Source organism: Geodermatophilus sp. CPCC 205761 (genome assembly GCF_051383655.1).
Lineage (GTDB): Bacteria > Actinomycetota > Actinomycetes > Mycobacteriales > Geodermatophilaceae > Geodermatophilus.
Genome location: NZ_JALPKQ010000056.1, coordinates 1 through 24,610 on the forward strand (window position 1 = coordinate 1; position 24,610 = coordinate 24,610).

24 protein-coding genes and 1 tRNA gene are annotated in these 24,610 nt (G+C 70.3%); 19 read left to right on the forward strand and 6 right to left on the reverse strand.

Annotation, left to right across the window (positions count from 1 at the left end):
• Positions 1 to 166 precede the first annotated feature (166 nt).
• From MY526_RS23515 to MY526_RS23525, 3 genes are all read left to right on the forward strand, one after another.
• A complete protein-coding gene (locus tag MY526_RS23515) occupies positions 167 to 442 on the forward strand; it encodes a hypothetical protein (protein WP_436705191.1) in 276 nt (91 codons plus the stop codon).
• 254 nt (positions 443 to 696) lie between these two features.
• Positions 697 to 1,161, forward strand: a complete 465-nt coding sequence (locus tag MY526_RS23520; protein ID WP_436705192.1) for a hypothetical protein — start codon at positions 697 to 699, stop codon at positions 1,159 to 1,161.
• 410 nt (positions 1,162 to 1,571) lie between these two features.
• Complete coding sequence (locus MY526_RS23525) at positions 1,572 to 3,911, forward strand: hypothetical protein (protein ID WP_436705193.1); 2,340 nt, start codon at positions 1,572 to 1,574, stop codon at positions 3,909 to 3,911.
• A 143-nt stretch (positions 3,912 to 4,054) separates the two neighbouring features.
• On the opposite strand, the gene MY526_RS23530 is transcribed toward MY526_RS23525, so the two are convergent.
• From MY526_RS23530 to MY526_RS23555, 6 genes are all read right to left on the reverse strand, one after another.
• Positions 4,055 to 4,180, reverse strand: a complete 126-nt coding sequence (locus MY526_RS23530; RefSeq protein WP_436705194.1) for a hypothetical protein — start codon at positions 4,178 to 4,180, stop codon at positions 4,055 to 4,057.
• Positions 4,181 to 4,243: 63 nt separating this feature from the next.
• Entirely contained in the window at positions 4,244 to 4,987 is a 744-nt protein-coding gene (locus MY526_RS23535) for an IS5 family transposase (protein WP_436705195.1), read from the reverse strand.
• A 19-nt stretch (positions 4,988 to 5,006) separates the two neighbouring features.
• Complete coding sequence (locus tag MY526_RS23540) at positions 5,007 to 5,552, reverse strand: transposase (protein ID WP_436705202.1); 546 nt, start codon at positions 5,550 to 5,552, stop codon at positions 5,007 to 5,009.
• Between the two features lie 84 nt (positions 5,553 to 5,636).
• Positions 5,637 to 6,308, reverse strand: coding sequence for a hypothetical protein (locus tag MY526_RS23545; RefSeq protein WP_436705196.1), 672 nt, complete (start codon positions 6,306 to 6,308; stop codon positions 5,637 to 5,639).
• 160 nt (positions 6,309 to 6,468) lie between these two features.
• Entirely contained in the window at positions 6,469 to 7,716 is a 1,248-nt protein-coding gene (locus MY526_RS23550) for an IS256 family transposase (protein WP_436705197.1), read from the reverse strand.
• 623 nt (positions 7,717 to 8,339) lie between these two features.
• A tRNA-Gly gene (locus MY526_RS23555) sits at positions 8,340 to 8,413 on the reverse strand.
• 172 nt (positions 8,414 to 8,585) lie between these two features.
• Here MY526_RS23555 and MY526_RS23560 point away from each other — a divergent pair.
• From MY526_RS23560 to MY526_RS23635, 16 genes are all read left to right on the forward strand, one after another.
• Positions 8,586 to 9,767: a hypothetical protein gene (locus MY526_RS23560; RefSeq protein WP_436693254.1), complete on the forward strand. Its 1,182-nt coding sequence runs from the start codon at positions 8,586 to 8,588 to the stop codon at positions 9,765 to 9,767.
• 195 nt (positions 9,768 to 9,962) lie between these two features.
• On the forward strand, positions 9,963 to 11,081 hold the full coding sequence (locus tag MY526_RS23565; RefSeq protein WP_436705198.1) for an FAD-dependent monooxygenase: 1,119 nt from the start codon (positions 9,963 to 9,965) through the stop codon (positions 11,079 to 11,081).
• 388 nt (positions 11,082 to 11,469) lie between these two features.
• Positions 11,470 to 12,261 (forward strand): ABC transporter permease, encoded by a 792-nt coding sequence (locus MY526_RS23570; RefSeq protein WP_436693250.1) that lies wholly within the window; start codon positions 11,470 to 11,472, stop codon positions 12,259 to 12,261.
• Entirely contained in the window at positions 12,258 to 13,178 is a 921-nt protein-coding gene (locus MY526_RS23575; RefSeq protein ID WP_436693248.1) for an ABC transporter permease, read from the forward strand. Before MY526_RS23570 ends, MY526_RS23575 begins: the two co-directional genes overlap by 4 nt.
• Complete coding sequence (locus tag MY526_RS23580) at positions 13,171 to 13,971, forward strand: ABC transporter ATP-binding protein (protein ID WP_436693246.1); 801 nt, start codon at positions 13,171 to 13,173, stop codon at positions 13,969 to 13,971. Before MY526_RS23575 ends, MY526_RS23580 begins: the two co-directional genes overlap by 8 nt.
• Positions 13,972 to 14,072: 101 nt before the next feature.
• Positions 14,073 to 15,062 (forward strand): ABC transporter substrate-binding protein, encoded by a 990-nt coding sequence (locus tag MY526_RS23585; protein ID WP_436693245.1) that lies wholly within the window; start codon positions 14,073 to 14,075, stop codon positions 15,060 to 15,062.
• Positions 15,063 to 15,065: 3 nt separating this feature from the next.
• On the forward strand, positions 15,066 to 15,920 hold the full coding sequence (locus MY526_RS23590; protein WP_436705199.1) for an aspartate dehydrogenase domain-containing protein: 855 nt from the start codon (positions 15,066 to 15,068) through the stop codon (positions 15,918 to 15,920).
• 46 nt (positions 15,921 to 15,966) lie between these two features.
• A complete protein-coding gene (locus MY526_RS23595; RefSeq protein WP_436705200.1) occupies positions 15,967 to 17,520 on the forward strand; it encodes an aldehyde dehydrogenase in 1,554 nt (517 codons plus the stop codon).
• Positions 17,517 to 17,870, forward strand: a complete 354-nt coding sequence (locus MY526_RS23600; RefSeq protein ID WP_436693239.1) for a RidA family protein — start codon at positions 17,517 to 17,519, stop codon at positions 17,868 to 17,870. Before MY526_RS23595 ends, MY526_RS23600 begins: the two co-directional genes overlap by 4 nt.
• A gap of 85 nt (positions 17,871 to 17,955) precedes the next feature.
• Positions 17,956 to 18,489, forward strand: coding sequence for a cupin domain-containing protein (locus MY526_RS23605; RefSeq protein ID WP_436693237.1), 534 nt, complete (start codon positions 17,956 to 17,958; stop codon positions 18,487 to 18,489).
• Positions 18,490 to 18,530: 41 nt separating this feature from the next.
• Positions 18,531 to 19,502: a PDR/VanB family oxidoreductase gene (locus MY526_RS23610; protein ID WP_436693235.1), complete on the forward strand. Its 972-nt coding sequence runs from the start codon at positions 18,531 to 18,533 to the stop codon at positions 19,500 to 19,502.
• Between the two features lie 80 nt (positions 19,503 to 19,582).
• Positions 19,583 to 20,581, forward strand: coding sequence for a VOC family protein (locus MY526_RS23615; protein ID WP_436693233.1), 999 nt, complete (start codon positions 19,583 to 19,585; stop codon positions 20,579 to 20,581).
• Position 20,582: 1 nt separating this feature from the next.
• Positions 20,583 to 21,371, forward strand: coding sequence for an alpha/beta fold hydrolase (locus tag MY526_RS23620; protein ID WP_436693231.1), 789 nt, complete (start codon positions 20,583 to 20,585; stop codon positions 21,369 to 21,371).
• On the forward strand, positions 21,368 to 22,111 hold the full coding sequence (locus MY526_RS23625) for an SDR family oxidoreductase (RefSeq protein WP_436693229.1): 744 nt from the start codon (positions 21,368 to 21,370) through the stop codon (positions 22,109 to 22,111). The genes MY526_RS23620 and MY526_RS23625 overlap by 4 nt, the downstream gene beginning before the upstream one ends.
• A gap of 12 nt (positions 22,112 to 22,123) precedes the next feature.
• Positions 22,124 to 22,906, forward strand: coding sequence for an SDR family oxidoreductase (locus MY526_RS23630; RefSeq protein ID WP_436693228.1), 783 nt, complete (start codon positions 22,124 to 22,126; stop codon positions 22,904 to 22,906).
• 26 nt (positions 22,907 to 22,932) lie between these two features.
• Positions 22,933 to 24,609, forward strand: coding sequence for a thiamine pyrophosphate-binding protein (locus tag MY526_RS23635; protein ID WP_436693226.1), 1,677 nt, complete (start codon positions 22,933 to 22,935; stop codon positions 24,607 to 24,609).
• Position 24,610 lies beyond the last annotated feature (1 nt).

The window sequence follows — 24,610 nt, forward strand, 5'->3', positions numbered from 1 at the left end:
CCGGGCCCTCCCTCCTTGGCTGGTGCCAAGTCTGGAGGTGTTCAGCCAACGGGGGTCACTTCAGTACGAGCAAGTGTTCTACGGTCGCCACCCGGCCCAGGAACGGGTCGAGGTCTCAACACGCTGAGTCTCCGGACTCGCCGGGGCGGTTCACCCTGAGCAAGCCATGCTGATTGCCGCCGCCCACGCCGCCCAACGCGCACACAACCAGGCGCGGCGGGCTGTGGCCGAGGCCGGCCGCCGGCAGGACCGACAGCTCGGCCGGTATGGACCACTCGGCCGAACCCCGGACCCCGTGGCGGCGCTGGCCGACGTCCATCGTCAAATCGCTGGCGCCCAGCACGAATTGGCCGGGGTAGAGGCGCGCATCGCCCACCTGACGGCCGATCCGGCTCTCTGCGGCAAGTCGGCCGATCGGCTCGCCGCAGAGCGCCACACCTGACGCGCAGCCCCAGACCGGCTTCTTAGCGCCTTGTCAGCACGAACTGGCCGGTCAACAGCAACAACCCCAGGAAGGCCGTCGGCGCCGGTCGGCAGCTTCAAGCCGTCGACCGGCAGGCCAACGTACCCGACCCGATAAGGCTCGCCCACCATGGCCTTGACCGCCGAGGCAAGCTGATATTGAATGCACGAGGCAGCAGAAACTGGATCAAGCTTGAACCTTGCCTAGCTCCCGTGGTGTCCGAGTGAGGTGCGATGGAGCCGCTGACGACCATATTGAGCGCACTGGCTTTGGGAGCTTCGGCGGGCTTAACTGACACCGTAACAGCCGCGGTCGGTGATGCCTACAGGGGCTTGAAAGGCCTTGTGCTGAGAGCGTTCGACCGCGACAACGTAGCCCAGGCGTCTTTGACCCTATTTGAGAGCAAGCCGAACGAACCGGTTTATGTAACCGCCCTAGGTGAGCACCTCGAACGGCACCAGGTAGCTAGCGATAATGAAGTGGTTGATGCCGCAAAGAACGTGTTGCGCGCCGCCGGCCCAGCGGCGACAGGCGAGGAGTCCATTGCCTCAACCGTGGCTTCTGTTTGGGCGGATCGCGGCAGCGTCGCGGCCGGGGTGCTAAGCGGGAACGTTACGATCAATAATCAAGGCTCCCAACGGGAATCCGACCGAGCGAGGGAAGCGCCAAACCCTCAGATGCCGGACCAGGACCGATAGTAGACAGCTCACCTGGTGCCGGCGAATCAGGCAATGGAGCGCCCCCCTCGCTCGTTCAGCCCCTCTTCCGCGCCGATCAAGGAAGCGCGGCAGGTATCTTCCTTGCGCCAGTCACGATCAACTCAAACTCGGGTGCCGCAAAGCGCGTCAATGTAATCGCCGCCGCCGCCGCCGCCACCGCCACCGCATTGAGTGCACCATGCGTCCGTTCTTATAGCCCCTTCAGCCTTGGAGTCCACCCGTCGATTAATGCGCCAGGATCGGCGTCGGGCTTGCCATTCTTCATTCAACGTGAACACGATCTCCGACTAAGAGAGATGCTGACTGCGGCGAAGGCGGATATTAGTCCGTCGATGGTCACTCTCGTGGGCAGGTCAAGCACTGGCAAATCACGCAGCCTTCTTGAAGGCGTGGACGCGACACTCGGCAGCTGGCCCCTCGTGAGACCCACTACCTCCGAGTCTCTTGTACAGACTCTTGAGGATGGGATCCCGCCCGCATGCATAATCTGGCTAGATGAACTGCAGGAGTTTCTCGCAGGTGACGTCGGTGCCTTGGCTGCCGACTACCTGTACGAACTCTTGTCCACGCCGGGCGTCAGGCCCTTCCTTGTTGCGGCCACAATCTGGCCTACCTTTCTCGCCAAGCTCTCGATGCCTAGCGATTACCCGTCGTCACCGCCAAGAGATGCCGTGCCAAAACTTCTCAGGTTTACGGCGCCCAATCGATTGTTTGTTCCGGACGATTTCGAGTCCACGGACGCGCATCTACTCCAAGAAGCCGCACTCGCGGATCGTAGGATCCGGTGGGTTGTCAGTGGCAGCAGTCGACAGATCACCCAGGTCCTCGCTGGCGGCGTGCATCTCCTTGAGCGTTACGAACACGAACAGGAACCGGCCGCCAAGGCGGTCTTGACTGCGGCATTGGATCTTCGCCGAGTTGGGTATCCAAACTTGATCCCATCTACGATGCTCCGAGACGTAGCGCCGGGGTATCTCACGCCCGACCAGCGTGTGCAACCCGACGACTGGTTCGATGCGGCCCTAGCTGATTGCGTTCGTGAGGTTCATGGCGTCAGCGCCCTCACGCCCATACGGACAGCCTCAGGCGTTGGACCGCCCGATTCATACCGCCCGCATGACTACCTTGTCCAATATGGTATTCTTCGTAGGCGTCGCTCTCCCACGACCGTGGAGCTCTGGGATGCATTAACCGATCCGAAGGCCCTTTCCGGTCTCGCACCCGACATTGTGTATGCAATCGGGATGGAAGCGAATAACAGGGGCCTCTACACAACCAGTACGGTCTTGTTCAGGGCCGCGGCAATCCGAGGCGACGAGTCTGCTCGGCGCTCGCTTGCGCGATTGCTTGCAGTTCGACGCGACCTGGACGGTCTGCGCAGAGAGAGCGACGCTGACAATCGTTATGCTCAGGACTCACTTGCTGAATTCCTCGCCGGGGCGCAGGATATTGACGGCTTACGTGCGCTAACGGACCGTGGCAGCCTCGTCGCGAGACAACTGCATGCTCGGCTCCTCTTCATGACAGGCGACACAGCGACTCTTCGCTCCCTCGCCGATGCAGGCGACGAATCTGCGCAGTACTGGTTGGTTAACGCCCTCGACAGGGACGGCGATCTTGAGGGCCTGCGCTCGCTCGCCAGTGCTGGAAGCGAGGTTGCGAATAGCCGGCTGTCAAACTATCTAGCAGCTCGCGAAGCTGAAGACGAAACCCGAAGTCGTGCCGGCAATGGTGACGGGGTAGCCCAATACAACCTCGTGCAACTACTCGCTAGAAGAGGCGACGTGCGAGGGCTACGTGCGCTTGCGGACAAAGGTACTCCGAATGCTGGATATGAGTTGGCCAACATGCTCGTTCGGACCGGCGACATGGAGGGCCTGTTCGCGCTCGCGGACTCCGGAAATGAGCACGGGCAGAGCGCGCTCGCAAACGTCCTCCGGGAGCGGAACGATGATGTCGGCCTCCTTCGGCAGGCCCGCGCGGGCAACTGGTATGCATTGGGCTATGTGGTATCCAAGCTCGAGGATCGAGGCGACTTAGATGGGTTGCGTGCACTCGAGTGTACGGGCGATAAGAGAGTCTCAGGTGGAATCCTCTCGGTTCTGAGGAGACGCGGCGATCTGAGTGCTCTTCGTGCCGCCGGTGCGCAGCATTTACTAATTGGTCTACTTGCGGACCGGGGTGACCTCGAGGGCTTGCGAGCGGAGGCTGATGCAGGCGACAGACATGCGCCCTACGAGGTTGCACGCCTATTGAAGGAGCGGGGTGATTTAGATGGCCTCCGCGAGCTCGCGGCCAAAGAAGGACGCGGAGGTAGCGTTGTCGGCTTTGCGCATGACCTACTGTTGCGGTGTATCGAAGAGCGAGATGGCCTGGATGGCTTGCGGGCGGAGGCTGAGTCTGGGGACGACGTCGCAAAAGTACGGCTTCTTGCAGAGTTGGCCTCCCAGGGCGACATCGAAAGTCTTCGCGCGCTGGCTGATGAGGGCAACAGCTACCAGGAGAAGAAGCTTGCGGACCTTCTCGCCGAAAGGGGAGATGAGGACGGCTTGCGCGCCGAATCCTTCGCTGGATCTTGGGCGGCGACCGAGCAGCTAATCCGTCTGCTAGCAGAGAGCCGGCGGCTTTCTGATACAACGGGCCTTGAACTGGATCCGCTTGGACGCCTAATTCGTCCGGTGGATGGAGAATCTGGATATCCTTACCTGGCCGACAGCGGCGGAAGCTAAGCCTTCCCCGAGTAGCGGTCGGTGACAGGGTGGCCAGACACGCGAGGAGCGCGAGGTAACGGGAGCAGGAAGCGCAGGACCCTCGGTCGGCGGCAGGGTCGAGTAGCCGGGTGTGAACCGTCCCCGGTTCTGTAGCGGGGCGGTTATGCCGGCAGCGGCTGCTGCTCGGCGGTGATGGAACGGTAGTACTCCTGCTCGACCTCGACCGGGGGCCTGTGGCCGAGGGCGCTGTGCAGGCGGGTGGTGTTGAACCAGTGCACCCACTTCAACCGCCACCTTTGCGATCCTCCACTCGCAGGTCCTCTCCCCGGTCCAGGCGCAGTACGCGCCCCTCATCGTGGCCGCGGGGAACGCGACAAAGGCCGCACGCACCACCGGCTACGGCACCTGCCTGGGCGAGTTCGGGCAGGACGAGGCCGACCGCCGCGCTTCGCAGGAGCAGGCCGAACGGGAGGCCGAGGAGTGGGACCGGCGCTATCGAAACAGCGGTGGCGGGGGATACTGTCGCGACGGCGACGGCGTCTGCTACGAGAGCTGACCGACGTCCCGCCCGCGGCTAGAGAGGGTCCTGGCGGATCATGGAAGCCAGGTGTGAGTAGTGCGGCGAGCTTGAGCGCGCCGGCGTAGTTGCGGGCGTGCTTGTCGTAGCGGGTGGCCAGGCCGCGCCACTGTTTGACCCGGCAGAAACCGCGTTCGACGACGTTGCGTGCGTAGCGGGCCTTGTCGAAGCCGACCGGGCGTCCACCGGCGGAGCCCTTGCGGCGGCGGTTGGCGGTCTGGTCGCTGGGCTGAGCGATGGTGTGCGCGATGCCGCGACGGCGCAGCAGCGCCCGGTTGGCGCGGCTGCTGTAGCCCTTGTCGGCGACCAGGTAGTCCGGGCAGGTCCGCGGTCGCCCCGATCCGACCCGGGCGACGCGCAACGCCGCCAGCAGCGGGGCGAACATGGTGGTGTCGTTGACGTTGCCGGCGGTCAGCAGCAGCACCAGGGTTCGTCCGCGGCCGTCGGTGAGCGCGTGCACCTTGGTGGTCAACCCGCCGCGGGAGCGGCCGATCGCGTGATCGGCCGGCTCGGTCACCGCCGGTTTCGCGGGGCAATTACTGGTCGTCGGTGACGCGGCCGGGGCGCCGGCCGCCCTCCTGATCGTCGTCGCCGCGCGCGGTCGAGGCGTTGCCGCCGGCCCGTCGCGCGCTGGCCCCGTGCTGATGCACCCGCACCAGCGTGGCATCGGCCGCGACCAGCCAGTCCAGCTCACCGGCGGCGTCGGCATCGGCCTGCGCCCGGGCCAGCAACCTGGCCCAGGTGCCATCGGAGCTCCACCGGGTCAACCGCTCATAGGCGGTCTGCCACGGCCCGAACTGCTCGGGCACCTCCCGCCACGGGGAGCCGGTGCGGTACTTCCAGGCGATCGCCTCGATCACCTGCCGGTGATCGCGACCGCCCTCACCGGCACGGCGCCCGCGTGCCCATCGCCGGGTTTCCCGGCGGCCAATCTCAGCGGCCGAGGTAGACTCGTCGGCGCCGTGGCCGTGGGCGTCCTTGGCCGCCTCCTGGTCGGCCAGCTTGGCGGAGCCGGTCCTACCTCGGCCTGAGCAACGCGGAGGTTTTCTTCGACGGCGGCGGCCTGGTGCGGGTCCACTCAGTGTCCATGCTCATGCGGTCGGGGGCGGGGCCACCCGGGGGTCCGTTCCCACTGACGCAGCGGCAGCACCTGACTGACGTCGCGCTCAGTTCAAGCCGGTGAGGGACGTCAACGTCCAGCTTTCGTCACCGTTGTCGTGCACCGTGCAGCTGTAGTTGTTGCGGATCATTGCGCCGAAGCCGTTCTGTGCGTCGACGTAGCCCACGACTGTGTAGTCGGAGCCGCTGCCGGTGACGCTGGTGTCGAAGACGCCACTGAAGTCGGCCGTCGACGGCGCCTTCAGCCGTTGCTCGACGAAGTCCTCACACATGACCGTGGCCATGCTCTCGTTGCGGCCGTCGTCGCTGTCGCTCGTCGAGTCGCTGTCGCTCGTCGAGCCGCTGTCGCTGTCACCGGAGTCTGAGTCGCCTCCGCTGCAGGCGTAGACCACGAAGCCGATGATCACAAGTAGGACGATGAAACCGAGGGCTGGGTTGCCGTCCTTCTTCTCGTCCTTCGGAGGACGCAGGTCGCCGGTGTAGATGGCTTCCTGCAGGGTCTTCGACTGGCCGGTGGCGGCATCGTGCGCCGCCGGTGCTGGCTGGCCGGCCGGTTCGAGCTCGGCGATCATCGTGCCGACCCGTCGGCGGGCCTCCTTCACATCGGCCTTCTTCTCCGAGGTGTACCGGTCCAGCGTGGCGCGGGCGCGGTAAAGCTCTTCGAGGGTCATGGTCTCGTCGCTGTTGACGCGACGGATAGTGTCGATCGGTTCGGGCATGCCTTGGGTCTCCTGCAACGCTCGTCAAGACTCCAGCGGTCCACTGACGTCTCGTATCGGCAGTCTCCGCACCGCGTGATACCGGCATGAGTCGCGGGCGTGCCTCGGTCAAGTCCGCTGGCGTGGTGTGTGACGGCGACCGCGTGATCTTTCTGGTGGGTCAGGCGCTGAGCGCCGGGATGGTCACCTCCTCGGTGGTCCCGGTCGCCGACTCGGTGACCGGCCGGATGCGGCAGCGGGCGAGGACGTCGAGGCCGAGGTAGCGGCGGCCTTCGGTCCATTCGTCGTGCTGCTCGGCCAGCACCGCCCCGACGAGGCGGATGAGGGCGTCGCGGTCGGGGAAGATGCCGACGACGTCGGTGCGCCGGCGGATCTCCCGGTTGAGCCGTTCGGAGGGGTTGTTCGACCAGATCTGGCGCCAGACCTCCTTGGGGAAGGCGGTGAAGGCCAGCACGTCGGCCCGGGCGCCCTCGAGGTGCTCGGCGACCTTGGGCAGCTTGTCGGTCAGGGCGTCGAGGACGCGGTCGAACTGGGCGTGCACGCTTCCTGCGTCGGGCTGGTCGTAGACCGAGTGCAGCAGCGCCCGCACCCACGGCCAGGACGCCTTCGGCGTCGCCGCCATGAGGTTGGCGGCGTAGTGCGTTCGGCAGCGCTGCCAGCCGGCTCCGGGCAGGGTCGCGCCGATGGAGTCGACCAGCCCGCGGTGCGCATCAGAGGTCACCAGAGCCACGCCGGTCAGCCCGCGGGCGGTCAGGTCCCGGAAGAACCCGAGCCAGCCGGCGCCGTCCTCAGCGCTGGTGACCTGCAGGCCGAGGATCTCCCGGTGCCCGTCGGCATTCACGCCGGTGGCCAACAGGGCGTGCACGTTGACCACCCGGCCGCCCTCGCGCACCTTCAGGACGAGGGCGTCGGCGGCGACAAAGGTGTAAGGCCCCTGGTCGAGCGGCCGGTGCCGGAAGTCCGCGACCTGACCGTCCAGCTCACGTGCCATCTCCGACACCTGCGACTTCGACAGCCGGGTGATTCCCAGAGACTCGACCAGCCGCTCCATCCGCCGGGTGCTCACCCCGAGCAGGTAGCAGGTGGCGACCACGGTGGTCAGCGCCCGCTCCGCCCGCCGTCGGCGCTCCAGCAGCCAGTCCGGGAAGTAGGAGCCGGCGCGCAGCTTGGGAACCGCCACCTCCAGCGTGCCGGCCCGGGTGTCGAACTCACGGGCCCGGTAGCCGTTGCGGACGTTGGTCCGCTCGGGACTGCGCTCGCCATAGCCGGCACCGCAGACCGCGTCGGCCTCCGCCGACATCAGCGTGTTGATAAACGTGGTCAGCATCTGACGCAGCAGGTCAGGGCTGGCCTGGGCCAGCTGCTCGTGCAGAAAGTGGGCAGGGTCGATACTGCTCGGAGCGGTCATCGCGTCGAACTCCTGGGTCTGTGAGAGGTCTCCAGAAGATCACGCGGTGGCCGCCTTCACGTTCGAGGGCTACTCGTCACCAAGCCCGCCGAACACCACCTTGGTGGACGCCACTCGTGCCTCCACGGCCGTGATCGTGAATCGAGTGGCGGGGCGGTCATAGGAGAGGACCCCCGTCATGGCCCGCAAGGTAGTTCCGGTCAGCGACCGTTCCGCGTTCTGCTCAGGCGCGTTGTGACGCCTGAGCACTGAGTGCATCAACCGGTCCGGGAGGGGTCTGGAAGGCGGCACGGGACCGCTTTCCGCCTCGACCAGAGGGGGCTGGCCGCTACTTCGCGAGCGCTGGACAGGTCAAGGGACGGTCCGACATCACCTTCACTCGCTCCGGCGCCGGCGGGTCGCCAGCCGGATGACGAGGCGACGTGACCCATCCGTGGTCACGGCGGACCCGTCCGAAGCCGATCAGCGGCTGTGACCTGCCTGGATCCGGGCTCGCGCCGTGACCTATTCATGACCTATCCATCGGAAAACAGGGGTCATGAAAGGGTTCAAACGGGCGCTCCGGAGGCTTCTCCAGCGCTTCTCCAGTAGGCCTGACAGACCCATTGACCTGCGGAAACGTGTGGAGCGGGTGACCGGGATCGAACCGGCATGGCCAGCTTGGAAGGCTGGGGCTCTACCATTGAGCTACACCCGCGGAGGTGCCCGCACAGCGTAGCCGCCCGCGGTCCAGCCCTCCGACGGCGCCCCGCACCACGGGCCCCCAGCCGGAATCCCAGCACCACAGCAACGCCCGCGTGAGGGCGGAACGCATGGCTTGCCCCTGAGAGTCTGAGGGCTAAGACTCCTGCCATGGGTGGAGAAGCCGTATGACGACCCCCACCACGGCGGCCGTTCCCTGGACGCGGTACGTCGGTGCCTGGCTGGGCATCGGGAGCTCCCCGGGTGCGCTCGTCCTGGGCGCGCAGCTGGTCGACCGCCAGGGCGGCGCTCTCCCTCTCGTCTGGCTGGTCGCGGGTGCCGTGCTCATGGGGACTCTGCTCGTCCTCCAGGGTCAGCTCGGCCTGCGCCCGCCCCGCGGACAGGGCGCGACCTTCGTGGAGGCCAGCCGCAGCTACCTCCCTCCGCGAGCGCGGGTCGCCGTCGGGCTGCTCGTCACCTGCGGGATGGTCGGCTGGGTCGGGTTCGGTGTCGGCATCGGCGCGGAGTCGCTGGGCCGCGTCACCGGCCTGTCGTCCTGGCTGTGCGCCGTCGGACTCGGGGTGGTCGCCCTGCTCCTGGTGTCGGCCGACGTCCGGCGGTGGAACGTCGTCGCGGTCGCCACCACGCTGATCACCCTGCTGCTGGCCCCGCTGCTGTTGCTGAGCCTCGACCGGGTCGAGGCGCCGGTCACCACCACGTCCGCAGGCGGCGGCGAGGGGGTCGTCGTGCTCGCCGCCTGCGTCGGATACGTCGCGGTCTTCATGCTGCGCTCGCCCGACTTCTCGGCCGGCCTGCCCCGACGGCGGAGCCTCCTGATCTGCGTCGCGGCCCTCGTCGTCCCCGCCATCGGCCTCTGCCTGGTCGGCGCCGCGATGAGGCTCTCCGTCGGCAGCGCCGCCGATGCCAGCCTGGCCGGGCTCTCCGACGTCCGGTGGGCCGGACTGGCGGCCGGCGACCTGCTCATCGTCCTGGCGGTCCTCGCCCCCACCGTCACCTCGGCGTTCTCGGGCGGGCTCGCCCTGCAGGTCTTCACCGGCCTGGCGGCGCGGCGGGGCATGGCGGTCGTGGCCCTCCTCGGCATCGCGCTCGGCGTCGCCGGGTTCCACCGCGAACTCCTGCCGTGGCTGGCCCTGCTCGCCGGGGTGGCGCCGCCGATCGCCGTCCCGTTCTGGCTGGAGACGGCGCGGCGCCGGCGCGGACGCGCCGCACGGACCATCGCCACCTGGACCTGGCTCCCGGCGTCGATCGGTGGGGGAGTGCTCGTCGCGGGCGGGGTGTCGTTCGCGCCGCTCGCCGCCCTCGCGGTCGCCGCGCTCGTCTCCGTGGTGTGGGCGACGGCCTCCTCCTGACCCGACGGCGGGGGGAGCGACGACCCGCGGGGCGCTCTTGACCGCGTGACGGCCATCACCTAGGAATGCCTTGCTGCATGACTTCTGAGCGCAAAGAGAACGAAACAACTCCAGGGCACAGTGGGCATCCACGCGGCCGGCCACACCGGAGCCGCCCAGCGCTCACCACGCTGAACCGCAGGGAACGGAGTGGACATGGACTCGCAGGTCGTCGGGATCGTCGGGGCAGGGATCGGAGGTCTCTCCGCGGCCATCGCCCTGCGCGGGCTCGGGCGCGAGGTCGTCGTCTTCGAGCAGGCCTCGAAGTTCGGCCGGGTGGGCGCCGACATCAACCTCACGCCCAACGCCGTCCGGGCCCTCGACGGCCTGGGTGTGGGGGAGGCCCTGCGGACGACGGCGGCGCGGCCCACCCACCGGATCAGCCGCACCTGGGACTCCGGTGCCGAGACCTCCCGGCTGGAGATGGCCGACACCGCCGAGCGGCAGTACGGCTCCCCGCAGCTGACGATGCACCGGGCCGACGTGCTGCAGGCACTCGAGGACGCGCTCCCGGACGACGTCGTCCGGCTGGGGAAGCGGTTGTCGGCCCTGCACGACGACGCCGGCCGGACCGTCCTCGAGTTCACCGACGGGAACACGGCGACCGTCGACGTCCTGGTCGGCGCCGACGGGATCCACTCCGTCGTCCGCGAGGCGGTGTTCGGGCCCGAGCAGCCGGAGTTCACCGGCGTGGTGGCCTACCGCGCGGTCGTCCCGGCCGACCGGCTCGACGTGCCGAACATGGACGCCTTCACCAAGTGGTGGGGCCCCGATCCCGCCACGCAGATCGTCACCTTCCCGCTCAACCGGGGCCAGGACATCTTCGTGTTCGCGACCCGCCCGCAGGACTCGTGGCGGGAGGAGTCGTGGACCGCGCCCGGTGACGTGGTGGAGCTGCGCGAGGCCTACAAGGACTTCCACCACGAGGCCCGCGCGCTGCTCGACGCGTGCGACGAGGTGCTCAAGTCGGCCCTCTACGTCCGGGATCCGCTGCCGACCTGGTCGGCGGGCACCCGGACCCTCCTCGGCGACGCCTGCCACCCGATGATGCCGTTCATGGCCCAGGGGGCCGGCATGGCGATCGAGGACGCCGTCGTCCTCGCCCGCGCCCTGACGTCGTGGGCGCCGCGGGAGGCGCTGGCGCGCTACGAGGCCGCCCGGCTCCCTCGGACCGCCCGCATCCAGATCGGCTCCCGCGGCAACGAGTGGCTCAAGGAGTCCGGCACGGGCGACTGGGTCTACTCCTACGACGCCTGGTCGGTCCCGCTGGACTGAGCCGACCGGCGACGGCCGCGGCAGCACGCGCCGACCTCGAACGACGCAACATCGCAAAGAATCTTTGCGCTCAGGTATTGACTACTCGGGGATCTCCCCGCGACCATTGATCCGGCGATGTGGTCCAGCTCACCAGAGATCGCGTCGCAGCTCAGGTCACGTCCTCCCACTCGCCACGACGGCCGCCCGAAGAGACATCCGGGCAGGTCAGGGGCCGGGACGGAGGGCTGCGGCCGGTGTCCGCCCCGGATCGACGGGGCCGCGGGGAACAGTCCCAGCCCGCCGACCACGAGGAACTGGATGTGTCCAACGACCAGCGCGGCAGCCGCGCGGTGATCCAGCACGACGCCGGCCCCTCCGGGCCCGGCCACGGGAAGGGAGACCAGGCATGAAGCTGCAAGCCGAAGCTCGTAGCGGCCGGTCGCAGGTGGTCCTGGGCGTGGTCGGCGTCGTCGGCAGCGCGCTGCTGGCCGAGCTGGTCCTGCGTTCGGGCCTGATCGACGTCCCCGGACTCCCGCTGCCCAGCGGGGTGGTCCAGGGCGCGATCGACCTGTTCCCGGACGCGGTGTTCTGGGAGCAGGTGCTGTTCACCCTCGGCGAGTGGATGCTCGGCCTGCTCGTCGCCACCGTCGCCGGCGTCCTCATCGGTGGGCTGATGGGGGCCTTCCGGAGCGCCTTCCTGGCCTTCGAGTGGCCGGTCGAGGCGTTCCGCGTCCTGCCCTCGGTCGCGGTGGGACCGATCCTGGTCCTGCTCCTGGACCCGGGGATGCTGCCGCTGGCGCTGACCGTGGCGCTCTCCTGTGTCTGGCCGATCCTGCTCAACACCATGTACGGCGTCCGGAGCACGGACACCACGGCGGTGATGACCGCCAAGACCTTCGGCAACAGCGAGATGGGCGTGCTGCGGAAGGTGAAGATCCCCAGCGCCCTGCCGTTCGCCTTCACCGGCGTCCGGATCGCCGCCTCGATCGGCCTGCTGGTCGCCGTTAGTGCCGAGCTGCTGATCGGCAGCGGCAACGGGATCGGCGGCTACATCCTCGAGAACACCGCCAACGCCACCAACCTCGACCTCGTCTACGCGGCCACGCTCGTCGCCGGCCTGCTCGGCGTCCTGATCAACCTGGTCATGGCCAAGCTCGACGACGTCCTGTTCGGCTGGAAGAAGGGGCTCGCGCAGTGACCATCCAGCAGCACGGCACCGACCGTCCGCACGTGCCGCTCAGCGCGCCGGAGTCGGAGGCGGTCGAGGAGCAGGCCGCGCAGCCGACCCCCAGGTCGGCTCGCCGGGAGCGGGCCGGCTTCGCCTGGCCGGTGACACTGGTCCTGCGGCTGGTCGTCCCGGCGGCCATCCTGCTGGTCTGGTGGCTCCTGTCGACCTCGACCCGCATCGGCCTGTTCGTCGTCGACCCGCTGACGGCGTTCCAGCGGTTCTTCACCGACTTCCTCTCCACCGACCCCTCGCGCCTGTTCCTGGGCGACGCGACCTTCGACCACCTCTTCCCCAGCGTCGGCCGTGCCCTCGCGGGCCTGGCGATCGCCATCGTGGTCGGCGTGGTGGTCGGGGTGCTGCTGGGCATCTCGCCGGTGCTGACCGCGCTGTTCCAGCCGCTGGTCCACCTCGGGCGCTCGCTGCCCTCGCCGGCCCTGCTCGGGGTCTTCTTCTTCCTCTTCGGCACCGGCGCCTCGCCGAAGATCTTCCTGATCGCCTTCAGCATCGTCTGGCCGATCCTGCTCAACACCATCGACGGCGTGAGCTCGATCGGGGCGGTCCGGGCGCAGGCGGCGCAGGTCTTCCGGATCCCCGGGCGCGACGTCCTGTTCCACATCGTCCTGCCGGGGGCCTCGCCCAAGATCTTCGCCGGCATCCGGACGTCGCTGTCCCTGTCCCTGATCCTGATGATCATCTCGGAGCTGCAGAAGTCCGAGAACGGGCTGGGCTACCTGCTCATCCAGTCCCAGCGGAACTTCGACTACGGCGGCTTCTGGTCGGTCCTGGTCGCGCTGGTGATCCTGGGTGTGCTCTTCAACATCATCTTCAAGTTCGTCGAGCGACGCGCGCTCGCCTGGCACCGAGGAGCGACTCAGCAGGATGACTGACAACACCGTGCCCACCACGAACCAGACCGAACTCCAGCTGGACGCCGTCTCCAAGAGCTACGGCCCGAACATGGCGGTGCGCAGCATCAGCGCCGACGTGCCGGCGCACAAGATCAGCGTCATCGTCGGCCCCTCCGGCTGCGGCAAGTCGACGCTGCTCCGGATCATCTCCGGCCTCGACACCCCGACCTCCGGGGGCGTCACGTTCGAGGGCGCGCCCGTCACCGGGGTGCCCGACGGCCTGGCCATGGTGTTCCAGGACTACTCGCGCTCGCTGTACCCGTGGATGCGGGTGGACAAGAACGTGGCCTTCCCGATCAAGCACCTGCCTGCCAAGGAGCGGGCGGAGCGGGTGCGGTTCGCCATCAACGAGGTGGGCCTCTCCGGCAAGGAGAAGCTCTACCCCTGGGAGATGTCGGGCGGCATGCAGCAGCGCGTCGCGATCGCCCGGGCGCTGGCCAGCCACCCCAAGCTGCTGCTGATGGACGAGCCCTACGCCTCGGTCGACGCGCAGACGCGAGCCGACCTCGAGGACCTGCTCATGCGGATCCAGCAGGAGCTGGGCATCACCGTCCTCGTCGTCACCCACGACATCGACGAGAGCGTCTACCTGGCCGACCGCATCTTCGTGCTCTCCGCCCCGCCCAGCGTGGTCAGCGAGGTCATCGAGGTCGACCTGCCCCGCCCGCGCGACCACATCACCACCAAGACCGACCCGCGCTTCGTGGAGATCCGCGGGCACGTGACCCGGCTGCTGCGCACCCCGGGGAGCGTTCCGCAGGAGGTGGCCTGACGGGTCGCCGAGGCAACCCGCAGGCGTTGACAGCGAGCGTGCCGTCCGTCACGCTTGACCCGATAGTTGAGTGCAAAGATTCTGAGGCCGGAGGTATTGGTATGAGGTTCCGAAGCGCGGTGACGGGGATGGCCGTCGTGGCGACGCTGGGGTTGTCCGCGTGTGGCTCCGACGAGCCCGCCGCGGGTGGCGGGGAGGGCTCCGGCGACGGTGGCCTGGAGACGACGGAACTCACCGTCGGGTCGCTCCCGCTGGCCGACTACGCGGCGCTCTACTGGGCCCAGGAGAAGGGCTTCTTCGAGGACGAGGGCCTGACGGTCACCCTCGAGCCCGTGCAGGGCGGCCCGATCGCCGCGCAGAACGTCGCCGCCGGCCAGCTGGACCTCAGCTTCTCGAACACCATCTCGACCTCGATCGCGACCCAGACCGGGCTGCCGATCAAGACCGTCGTCCTCACCAGCGCGCTCGGCCCGGGCGGCCTGTCGGTCTACGTCCCACCGGACTCCCCGGTGCAGACCCTCGAGGACCTGAACGGCAAGACCATCGGGATCAACGCGACCAACAACATCGGCGACGTCACCCTGCGGAACCTGCTCAACGAGGAGGGCCTCGAGGACGTCGAGCCGACCTTCGTCGAGGTCCCGTTCCCGGAGATGCTGGCCGGTGTCCAGTCCGCCTCCATCGACGTCGGCTACTCACCCGAGCCCTTCTCCTCGGCCGCTCTGGGTGCCGGCATGCGTGAGGTGGTCGACCTCGCCGACCCGAACGGTCCCAACGCCGGCCTCGCGGTCTCCAACTTCATCTCCAGCGACGCGTTCATCGCCGAGAACCCGAACACGATCAACGCGTTCATCCGCGCGATGTACGCCGCCGGCGGGGACATCGAGGCCAACGAGCAGGAGTTCCGCACCTGGCTGCCGGGCGTCGCCAACGTGCCCGAGGACGTCGCGCAGAACATGGCCCTGCCCGACTTCTTCGCCGAGACCGACGTCGAGCAGATCCAGCGGGTCGTCGACATCCTCGTGGAGCAGGAGCTCCTCGAGGAGGGCTACGACGCCGCCGAGTTCACCTACGTGCCCGAGGGTTCCTGACCGATGTCACTCCCTGCCGAGGCTGCGGCTCGCACCCCGGACGCCGGCCCCACGGCCGGCGCCCGGGGGGCCGGGCCCCGCGTGGCCCTGCTGGGCTACGGGGCCATCGGCAGGACCGTGGCGCGGGAGCTCCTGGCCGGTGCGGTCGAGGGCGCCACGCTGGTCGCCGTCGTCAACCGGTCGGAGCTCTCCGCCCCGCCGGTGCCGCAGATGAGCCTGGAGCAGGCCATCGAGGCCTGTGACGTGGTGGTCGAGTGCGCCGGCGCGGCCGCGCTGCTCAGCGCGGTCGAGCCGGTCCTCACCGCCGGCCGGGACCTGCTGGCGACCTCCATCGGGGCGCTGATGGACCCGAGCCTGCGGGACCGGCTCGACCAGCTCGGCCCGGGCCGGCTGCGCTGCACCCACGGCGCGGTCGGCGGGCTGGACCTGCTGGCGTCGGCCGCGGCGGTCGAGCGGCTGGACGAGGTCGTCCTGCGCACGACGAAGCAGCCGGAGTCCCTGCTCCAGCCCTGGATGGACGAGGCGGAGCGGCGCCGGCTCACCGGGGCGACGGGGGACGTGCTGGTCTTCCGGGGCACCCCGGCCGAGGCGGCCCGGCTCTTCCCGCAGTCGCTCAACGTGGCCAGCGCGCTGGCCCTCGCGGTGGCCGACCCCGAGGGGGTCGTGGTGGAGCTGCACGCCGACCCCGCGGCGGAGCTGGTCACCCACCGCATCGAGGCCACCGGGCGGTCGGGCACCTACGTCTTCCAGGTGCAGAACCGCCCGAGCGCCGACAACCCGAAGACCAGCGCGGTGGTGCCCTACTCGCTGCTCCGGACCCTCCGGGGGATGACGGCCAGGCCACCCCTCATCGCCTGAGCCCGACGTGCCAGACCGACGTCCCGAGGACACCGAAGGAGACCAGATGATCGACGAACTACAGGTCGTGGACGACCCGGCGCGCACGGCCGCCGCCCCGGCCGAGCTGCAGGCGCTCCTGACGGACGAGATCTTCGTGGCCGGCCGGTGGGAGCGCGGCACCGGCGACCTGATCGAGTCGGTGGACCCGTCCACCGGTGCGGTCTTCGCCACCCTGCACGGCGCGACCGCCGCCGACGTCGACCGCGCGGTGCGCGGTGGCCTGCAGGCCGTCGCCGACACCGGGTGGGCCGACCTGCTGCCGCACGAGCGGGCGCGGGTGCTCTACCGGATCGGCGACGCGCTGGACCGGAACGCCGACCTCGTCTCGGCGCTGCAGACGCTCGACACGGGCAAGACCCGCACCGAGACGAAGGCGCTGTGCGTGAGCGCGGCCAACACCTTCCGCTACATGGCCGCGAGCCTCGAGACGATGACCGGGGACGTCACCCCGTCCCGCGGCCCGTTCCTGACCTTCGCCACCTGGGAGCCGATGGGGGTCGTCGGGGCCATCACCCCCTGGAACTCGCCGATCGCCAGCGACGCCCAGAAGATCGCCCCCGCCCTCGCCGCCGGCAACGCCGTCGTGGCCAAGCCGCCGGTCTGGGCGCCGTGGGTGACCCTGTTCCTGGCCCGGCTCGCGCAGGAGGCCGGACTGCCCGACGGTCTGCTCTCGGTGCTCCCCGGGCCGGGGCGCGTCGTGGGGGAGGAGCTGGTCTCCCACCCGCAGGTCAGCAAGGTGACCTTCACCGGCGGGACGTCGACCGGGCGGCACCTGGGGTCGATCGCCGCCCGCAAGATCATGCCCGTCACCCTGGAGCTCGGCGGCAAGTCGCCGACGATCGTCTTCCCGGACGCCGACCTGGACCAGACCGTCGCCGGCCTGGTCTACGGGATCTTCTCCTCGAGCGGTCAGAGCTGCATCGCCGGTTCCCGGATCTTCGTCCACCGCGACGTCCACGAGGAGCTGGTCTCCCGGCTGGTCGCCGCGACGGAGCGGCTGGTCGTCGGGCCCGGCGGGGACCCCCGCACCCAGGTGGCCCCGATGATCACCCACTCGCACCGCGACTCGGTCGCGAAGATGGTGGACGACGCCGTGGCCGGCGGGGCCACCGTCCTGTGCGGCGGCCGGATCCCCGACGACGAGGCGCTGGCCGTCGGCGCCTACTACCTGCCGACGATCCTCACCGACGTCCGCAACGACGACGTCATCTGCCAGGAAGAGATCTTCGGGCCGGTCGCGACGCTGCTCGTCTTCGACGACGAGGACGACCTCGTCGCGCAGGCGAACGACACCGTCTTCGGCCTGGCCTGCGGGATCTGGACCGCCGACTTCCCCCGCGCCTGGCGGGTGGCCCGCGCCGTCAAGGCCGGCACCGTCTGGATCAACACCTACAAGCAGTTCAGCATCTCCACCCCGTTCGCCGGCTTGAAGGAGAGCGGCATCGGGGTCGAGAAGGGCCGGGAGGGGATCCGGTCCTACATGCACCAGAAGAGCATCTACGTCGACCTCAGCGGGCGCCCTCTCCCGTGGGCGAACCTGCAGGGGGAGGAGCGATGAGCAGCGCGCACCCCTACAGCCCGGCCTTCGCCGTCGGCGACCTGGCGTTCGTCTCCGGAGCCCTGTCGGTGGACCCCGAGGGGCACGCCGTCCAGGGGCGCACCGAGGCCATCGAGGCCGCGATCGCGCGCCTCACCGAGCGGCTGGCCACCGTGGGCATGCAGCTGGCCGACGTCGTGAAGACGACCTACTTCGTCACCGACGTCAGCCTGCGCGACGAGGCGAACGCGCACTACGAGCAGGTCTTCGCCGAGCCGCGGCCGGCGCGCAGCTTCGTCGAGGTGGCCGGCCTCCCCTACGGGGCCACCGTCGAGATCGAGGCGATCGCGCACCGGGGCCGCGCGCACTGACCGCGCGGCGCCGACCAGCACCGACACCCCACCCCGGACCACCGGCGGCGACACCGCCCGCCGGGACACAGGAAGGAACAACGCAGTGACCGAGCAGACCGCAACGCCCGAGGCGACCCAGACCACCGACCTCGAGGCCCTCATCGACTCCTGCCTCGCCACCGCGGAGAGCCGCTACGAGGACTGGGACACCCTGGGCTTCCAGGCGGCCGCCGGTGGCGACCGCTTCAAGCGCGCGCAGATCCGCTACATCGGCTCCGGCGCCACCGGCGACCACTCGGCCGACAGCCGGACGCTGGCGGCGGAGCACTTCACCTTCTCCAACATGCGGCTGCCCGCCGGCGCCGTCGGCCCGGAGCACACCCACCACGACGTGGAAGAGGTCTTCTTCGTCCTGGAGGGCACGCTGGAGGTGGCCGTCCACGACGTCGAGGACGGCACCAAGAAGGCCGTGCGCACCCTCGGCTACCGCGACCTGATCCGCGTCCCGGCCGGCGTCCCGCGCTCGCTGAAGAACGTCGGCGACACCGACGCCCTGATGTGCGTGATCATCGGCACCCAGAAGCCGCAGCTGCCGACCTACCCGCCCACCTCGGAGATGTACGGCGTCACCCGCTGAGCGGGCGCCCCATCCGCAGGTAGCGAACGAGGAGTCGGAGCATGGAGAGGAACCTCGCGGGCGAGGCCGGGCAGCACGTGCTGCGGGTCCAGCAGAAGACCTGGGAGGCCGACGGCATCACCAGCGTGACGCTGGTCGACCCGTCCGGGGCGGCGCTGCCGACCTGGAAGCCGGGTGCGCACCTGGCGCTGCACCTGCCGAACGGCCTCGTCCGCGAGTACTCGCTGTGCTCGGATCCCCACGACTCCAGGAGGTGGACCGTGGCCGTGCTGCGCACCGCCGACTCCCGCGGCGGCAGCTCCTACATCCACGACTCGCTGCCGGTCGGTGTGCACATCGTCGTCGACGGCCCGCGGAACGCGTTCCACCTCGAGGACGGGCCCAAGCACTTCCTGATCGCCGGCGGGATCGGGATCACCCCGATCCTGCCGATGGTCCGGGAGCTCGAGGCCCGCGGAGCGGAGTGGTCGCTGCTCTACACCGGCCGCAGCCGGCAGACGATGGCCTTCCTCCCGGCGGTCGACCAGCTGCCGCGGGAACGGCGGCACGTGCACGTCGACGACGAGAGCGGCCGCTACCCCGACCTCAAGGCGATGCTGCACAGCCAGGACCCGCGCACGCTGGTCTACTGCTGCGGCCCGACGCCGCTGATGGACGCGGTCGCCGAGGGCATGGAGGACCCGAACCTGCTCCGGCTGGAGCGGTTCAAGGCCCCCGAGCGGGAACTGCCCCCCGGCACCGTCGACGAGGCGTTCGACGTGGTCCTGAACTCGACCGGCGAGCGCATCCCCGTCGGCCCCGACGAGTCCGTGCTCGAGGCGCTCGAGGCCGCCGGCGTGGACGTCCCGTCCTCCTGCGCCGAGGGCATCTGCGGGACCTGCGAGACCACCGTCCTCTCCGGCGAGGTGGACCACCGGGACTTCCTGCTCACGCCGGAGGAGCACGAGGCCGCCGGGACGATGATGGTCTGCGTCTCCCGTTGCCGCGGCCGCGAGCTCGTCCTCGAACTCTGAAGAAGGACCCAGCTGCCCCCCGCCACTCGCAGGTTCGCGGCGGGACCCCGCAGGTGGGCCGCCGCCCGACAGGAGATCCCATGCACTACGCCGACACCCCCGTCGTCCGGCTCCGCGCGCTGCGGTCGGTCACCCTCGGAGTGCCCGACCCGGTCACCTCCAAGGACTTCTACAGCGAGGTCTGGGGGCTGGGCCTCACCGAGGCCGACAGCGACCGGTTCTGGCTCCGCGGCACCAGCGACGACCACCACATCCTCAAGCTCCAGAACGCCGCGCAGAACTCGCTCGGCGGGGTCACCTTCGCCGTGGCCACGCCGCGCGAGATCGACGACGCCGCCCGCGCGCTGGAGCGGCTGGGCATCCCGCTGCTGCGCGAGCCCGGTCCCTCCGACGACGCCGCCGGCGGGTACGGCCTGGCGCTGGTCGACCCGGAGGGCCGGGTCGTGGAGCTCGCGGCCGACGTGCACGCCGTCCCCCGGCGGGACGAGCGGGGCTACGCCGCGCTGCCGCGCAAGCTGGCCCACGTCGTCCTGAACACCGTCGACATCGACCGGGCCACCGCCTTCTACAGCCAGGTGCTGGGCATGCGGGTCTCGGACTGGTCGGAGCACCAGATGTCGTTCCTGCGGTGCAACCCCGAGCACCACGTGATCGCCTTCAACCAGGCACCGTGGGCCTCGGTCAACCACGTCGCCTACGAGATGGCGTCGGTCGACCACTTCATGCGGGGCATCGGCAGCCTCAAGGTGCACGGCATCACGCCGCAGTGGGGACCGGGGCGGCACGGCCCGGGGGACAACACGTTCTCCTACTACACCGACCCGGCGCAGCTGGTCTGCGAGTACACCTCCGAGGTCATCCAGGTCGACGAGGACGCCTGGTTGTGCCGCACCTGGAAGCGGACGCCGGAGCTCTCCGACCAGTGGCGCACCGCGGGCCCGCCGACCTCCACGGTCCGCTCGGCCATGGCCGGCATCCCCGACCCGGGGGCCCGGGAGCTGGTCGACACCAAGCCGGACTACTTCCTCCCGGTCGAGGCCGACAACGGTGCCGGGCTCGGCGTCGGGGTCGAGGCCTGACATGCCCGTCGTCTCCCGCATCCGGACCGCCGGCGGCCTCTCCCTCACCGACGAGGGGACCGGCCGCGCGGTGCTGCTGCTGCACGGCATCGGCGGCAACGCCCGCTCGTGCGCGCCGGTGGGCTCGGTCCTGGCCGGGCACGCGCTGCGCGCCCTGTCCTGGGACGCCCCCGGATACGGCGAGTCGGCCGACCCGGCCGGCCCGGCGGACGTCGACCACCCCGCGCGGGTGTGCGAGGTCCTCGACGAGCTGGGGCTGGACCAGGTCGACCTGGTCGGCACCTCCTGGGGCGGGGTGATCGCCACCGTCGTCGCCGCCCGGTACCCGGAGCGGGTGCGCTCCCTGGTGCTCGCTGACTCCACCCGCGGGTCGGGCACCAGCCCGGCCAGAGCCGCGGCGATGCGGGCCCGGGTCGCCGACCTCGTCGAGCAGGGGCCGGCGGCGTTCGCCGCCGCGCGCGCTCCGAAGCTGGTCGCCCCCGGCTGCGACCCCGTCGTCGCCGAGGCCGTCCGCGCCGAGATGGCGCGGGTGCGGCTGCCCGGCTACCAGGGCGCCGCGGAGTTCATGGCCGCCACCGACACCGCCGGGCTGCTGGCCTCGATCGAGGTGCCGACGCTGGTGCTGGTCGGCGAGCACGACACGGTGACCGGCGTCGACGAGTCCCGGCTGCTGGCCGCGACCGTGCCCGGCGCCAGGTTCGTCCTGGTGCCCGGCGCCGGGCACGCCGCGGTCACCGAGCGCCCGCACGAGGTCGCCGCGGCGCTGCTCGACTTCTGGGGCCTCGCATGAGCCGCCTCAGCGTCGTGACCGGCGCCGCCCGCGGGCTCGGCCGGGTGATCGCCGAGGTGCTCGCCGCCGAGGGCGACCGCCTGGTGCTCGGCGACATCCGCGGCGAGCTGCTGGCGGAGACGGCCGCGGAGCTGCGGGCCGGCGGCGCCGAGGTGCACGCGCTCACCGTCGACATCGCCGACCCCGCCTCGGTGGCGGCGCTGGCCGAGTGCACCGCCGAGCTGGGCGGGGCGGACGCCCTGGTCAACAACGCCGCGCTGGCCGACGGCGTCGGTGGCGACACCTTCTGGGAGCTCGACGTGGCGGCCTTCCAGCGGGTCATGACCGTCAACGCGCTGGGCACCTGGCAGGTGGCCGCGCGGCTCGTGCCGCAGATGCTGGCCAAGGGCCGGGGCGCGGTGGTCAACGTCGCCTCCGACACCGCCATCTACGGCTCCCCGCGGCTGGTGCACTACGTGGGCTCCAAGGGCGCGGTCATGTCCATGACCCGCACGATGGCGCGCGACGCCGGCCCGCACGGGGTCCGCGTCAACGCCGTCGCCCCGGGGCTCATCCGGGTCGAGGCGACCGAGACCGTGCCGGCCGAGCGCTACCAGCTCTACGCCGACAACCGGGTGCTGCCCCGCGAGCAGACCCCGCAGGACGTCGCCGACCTCGTCGCCTACCTCCTGTCGGACCGGGCCGGCTTCATCACCGGCCAGGTCGTGGCGGTCGACGGCGGCTTCGTGATGCCCCAGTGATGAGGAGCTGAGATGGACCTGGGACTGGACGGCCGCGTCGTCGTCGTGACCGGAGCGAGCTCCGGGGTGGGCCTGGCCACCACCCGCTACCTGGTCGCCGAGGGCGCCCGGGTGGTCGCGTCGGCCCGCGACCTGGACCGGCTGCGGCGGGTCGTCGACGAGCTGTCCGGCCCCGGCCGGGTGCACGCCGTCTCCTGCGACGTCGTCGACCGGGACTCGGTCGAGGCGATGGTCGCCGAGGGCGTCGCGGCCTTCGGCGGGGTGGACGGCGTGGTGTGCAACGCCGGCCGCTCCCTGATGGCCCCGATCGGCGACACCACCGACGAGCAGATCCGCGAGGAGCTCGAGCTCAAGGTGTTCGGCGCCTGGAACGTCATCCGGGCCGCGCGCAAGCACCTGGCGGCGTCCGACGCGGCCTCGGTGGTCAACGTCAACGCGATCCTGGCGCGCCAGCCCGAGGCGCGGCTGGCGGTCACCTCCGCCGCACGGGCCGCGCTGCTCAACCTGACCCGCACGCTGTCCCAGGACCTCGGGGCCGACGGCATCCGGGTCAACACGGTGGCGCTCGGGCTGATCGACACCGGCCAGTGGCGGCGCCGGTACGAGGCCGCCGGCACGTCCCGGAGCTACGAGGAGTGGAGCGCCGAGATCGCCGCCGACCGCGGCATCGCGCTGGGCCGCTTCGGCCGGGCCGAGGAGGTCGCCTTCCCGATCGTCACCCTGCTCTCGCCGCTGTCGAGCTACTGCACCGGCGCCACCATCGACGTCGGTGGCGGCGTCTCCCGATACATCTGACCCGACTGCGACAGGACCTCCGCGCCATGACCAGCACCCCTCGCCAGCCCACCGGCGGTGACGTCCTCGTCGCCGTCATGAAGCGACACGGCATCGACACCGCCTTCGGCGTTATCAGCGTGCACAACCTGCCGCTGGTCGAGGCCGTCGCCCGCGAGCTGACCTTCGTCGAGATGCGCCACGAGGCCGCCGTCGTCAACGCCGCCGACGGTTGGTCCCGCGCCACCGGCCGCATCGGCGTGGCACTGACCAGCACCGGCACGGGGGCGGGCAACGCCGCCGGGTCGATGGTCGAGGCGCTCACCGCCGGCAGCCGGGTGCTGCACATCACCGGCCAGATCGACTCCGAGCACTACGACGCGGCGGCCACCGGCCCCTCGCGCGGCGTGATCCACGAGTTCCCCGGTCAGTTGAGGATGCTCGAGGCGATCTCGGTGTTCGCGGCGTCCGTGCCGTCGGCCGACCGCGCCGAGGCGGTCCTCGAGGAGGCCGTCGCCGCGATCACCAGCACCCCCGGCGGCCCGGCCAGCGTCGAGTGGCCGTCGGACCTACAGTACCTCGCCCGCCCCGACGAGCAGCAGCCGTTCGTCGCCGAGCCGGCCCCCGTGCCGCACCCGGACGACGACGCCCTCGACGCGGCCGCCCGGCTGCTGGCCGCCGCGGAACGACCGCTGCTCTGGGTCGGTGGCGGCGCGGCCGCCGCCGAGGCGGAGCTCACCGAGCTGGCGCACCGGCTGGGCGCGGGCGTGCTCACCAGCAACTCGGGCCGGGCGATCATCCCCGAGGACGACGACCTGGTGATCGGCAACTTCGCCAGCACCCCGTCGGTCACCCCGCTGCTGGCCGAGGCCGACCTGGTGCTCAGCATCGGCACGCACTTCCGGTCCAACGAGACCCGGAGCTACCACCTCGAGCTGCCCAAACGGCACGTCCAGATCGACGTCGACCCGGCCTCGGTCGGGCGGGTCTACCCGGCCGACGTCGGGCTGGTCGGCGACGCCGCCCCGGTGCTGGCCGCGCTGCTCGAGCGGGTGACCGGCACCGCCACCGAGCCCGGCTGGCGCGAGCGGGTGCGCGCCGTCCGGGAGCAGGTCCGCGCCGACCTGTACGGCTACATCGGCGGCTACGCCGACATCTGCCGCGGGCTGCGCACCGTCCTGCCCCGCGAGGCGGTCGTGGCCCGCGACGTGACCATCCCGTCGAGCCAGTGGGGCAACCGGCTCCTGGAGTTCTACGAGCGCAGCTCCAACATCTTCCCGCTCGGCGGCGGCATCGGTCAGGGCCTGGCCATGGGCATCGGCGCGGCCGTCGGCCGGCCGGAGGTCCCGACGGTGGTCATGGCCGGCGACGGCGGCCTGGCGGTGCACCTGGGCGAGCTCGCCTCGCTCGGCGGCACGCGGGCGTGGGTCGTCGTCCTGGTGTTCAACGACGGCGGGTACGGCGTCCTGCGCAACATGCAGCGGGCCAACGGCTTCGACGTCACCGGCGTCGACCTGTTCACCCCCGACTTCGGGCTGCTGGCCCGGTCGATGGACATGCCGTACTGGCTGGTCCGCGACGCCGGCTCGTTCGAGTCGGTGCTCCGCGAGGCGGTGGCCGAACACCGCCCCGTGATGATCGAGGTGGACGTGACCGCCCTGGAGCCCAAGCCCGGCGCCTTCACCCCGCCGGTGCACATCCCCACCACCACCGGAAGGGCGTGAG

Coding starts and splice junctions, on each gene's coding strand:
- MY526_RS23515 (WP_436705191.1), top strand. CDS start 167: ATGCTGATTGCCGCCGCCCACGCCGCCCAACGCGCACACAACCAGGCG.
- MY526_RS23520 (WP_436705192.1), top strand. CDS start 697: ATGGAGCCGCTGACGACCATATTGAGCGCACTGGCTTTGGGAGCTTCG.
- MY526_RS23545 (WP_436705196.1), bottom strand. CDS start 6,308: ATGCCCGAACCGATCGACACTATCCGTCGCGTCAACAGCGACGAGACC.
- MY526_RS23550 (WP_436705197.1), bottom strand. CDS start 7,716: ATGACCGCTCCGAGCAGTATCGACCCTGCCCACTTTCTGCACGAGCAG.
- MY526_RS23560 (WP_436693254.1), top strand. CDS start 8,586: ATGACGACCCCCACCACGGCGGCCGTTCCCTGGACGCGGTACGTCGGT.
- MY526_RS23565 (WP_436705198.1), top strand. CDS start 9,963: ATGGACTCGCAGGTCGTCGGGATCGTCGGGGCAGGGATCGGAGGTCTC.
- MY526_RS23570 (WP_436693250.1), top strand. CDS start 11,470: ATGAAGCTGCAAGCCGAAGCTCGTAGCGGCCGGTCGCAGGTGGTCCTG.
- MY526_RS23580 (WP_436693246.1), top strand. CDS start 13,171: ATGACTGACAACACCGTGCCCACCACGAACCAGACCGAACTCCAGCTG.
- MY526_RS23585 (WP_436693245.1), top strand. CDS start 14,073: ATGAGGTTCCGAAGCGCGGTGACGGGGATGGCCGTCGTGGCGACGCTG.
- MY526_RS23590 (WP_436705199.1), top strand. CDS start 15,066: ATGTCACTCCCTGCCGAGGCTGCGGCTCGCACCCCGGACGCCGGCCCC.
- MY526_RS23595 (WP_436705200.1), top strand. CDS start 15,967: ATGATCGACGAACTACAGGTCGTGGACGACCCGGCGCGCACGGCCGCC.
- MY526_RS23600 (WP_436693239.1), top strand. CDS start 17,517: ATGAGCAGCGCGCACCCCTACAGCCCGGCCTTCGCCGTCGGCGACCTG.
- MY526_RS23610 (WP_436693235.1), top strand. CDS start 18,531: ATGGAGAGGAACCTCGCGGGCGAGGCCGGGCAGCACGTGCTGCGGGTC.
- MY526_RS23615 (WP_436693233.1), top strand. CDS start 19,583: ATGCACTACGCCGACACCCCCGTCGTCCGGCTCCGCGCGCTGCGGTCG.
- MY526_RS23620 (WP_436693231.1), top strand. CDS start 20,583: ATGCCCGTCGTCTCCCGCATCCGGACCGCCGGCGGCCTCTCCCTCACC.
- MY526_RS23625 (WP_436693229.1), top strand. CDS start 21,368: ATGAGCCGCCTCAGCGTCGTGACCGGCGCCGCCCGCGGGCTCGGCCGG.
- MY526_RS23630 (WP_436693228.1), top strand. CDS start 22,124: ATGGACCTGGGACTGGACGGCCGCGTCGTCGTCGTGACCGGAGCGAGC.
- MY526_RS23635 (WP_436693226.1), top strand. CDS start 22,933: ATGACCAGCACCCCTCGCCAGCCCACCGGCGGTGACGTCCTCGTCGCC.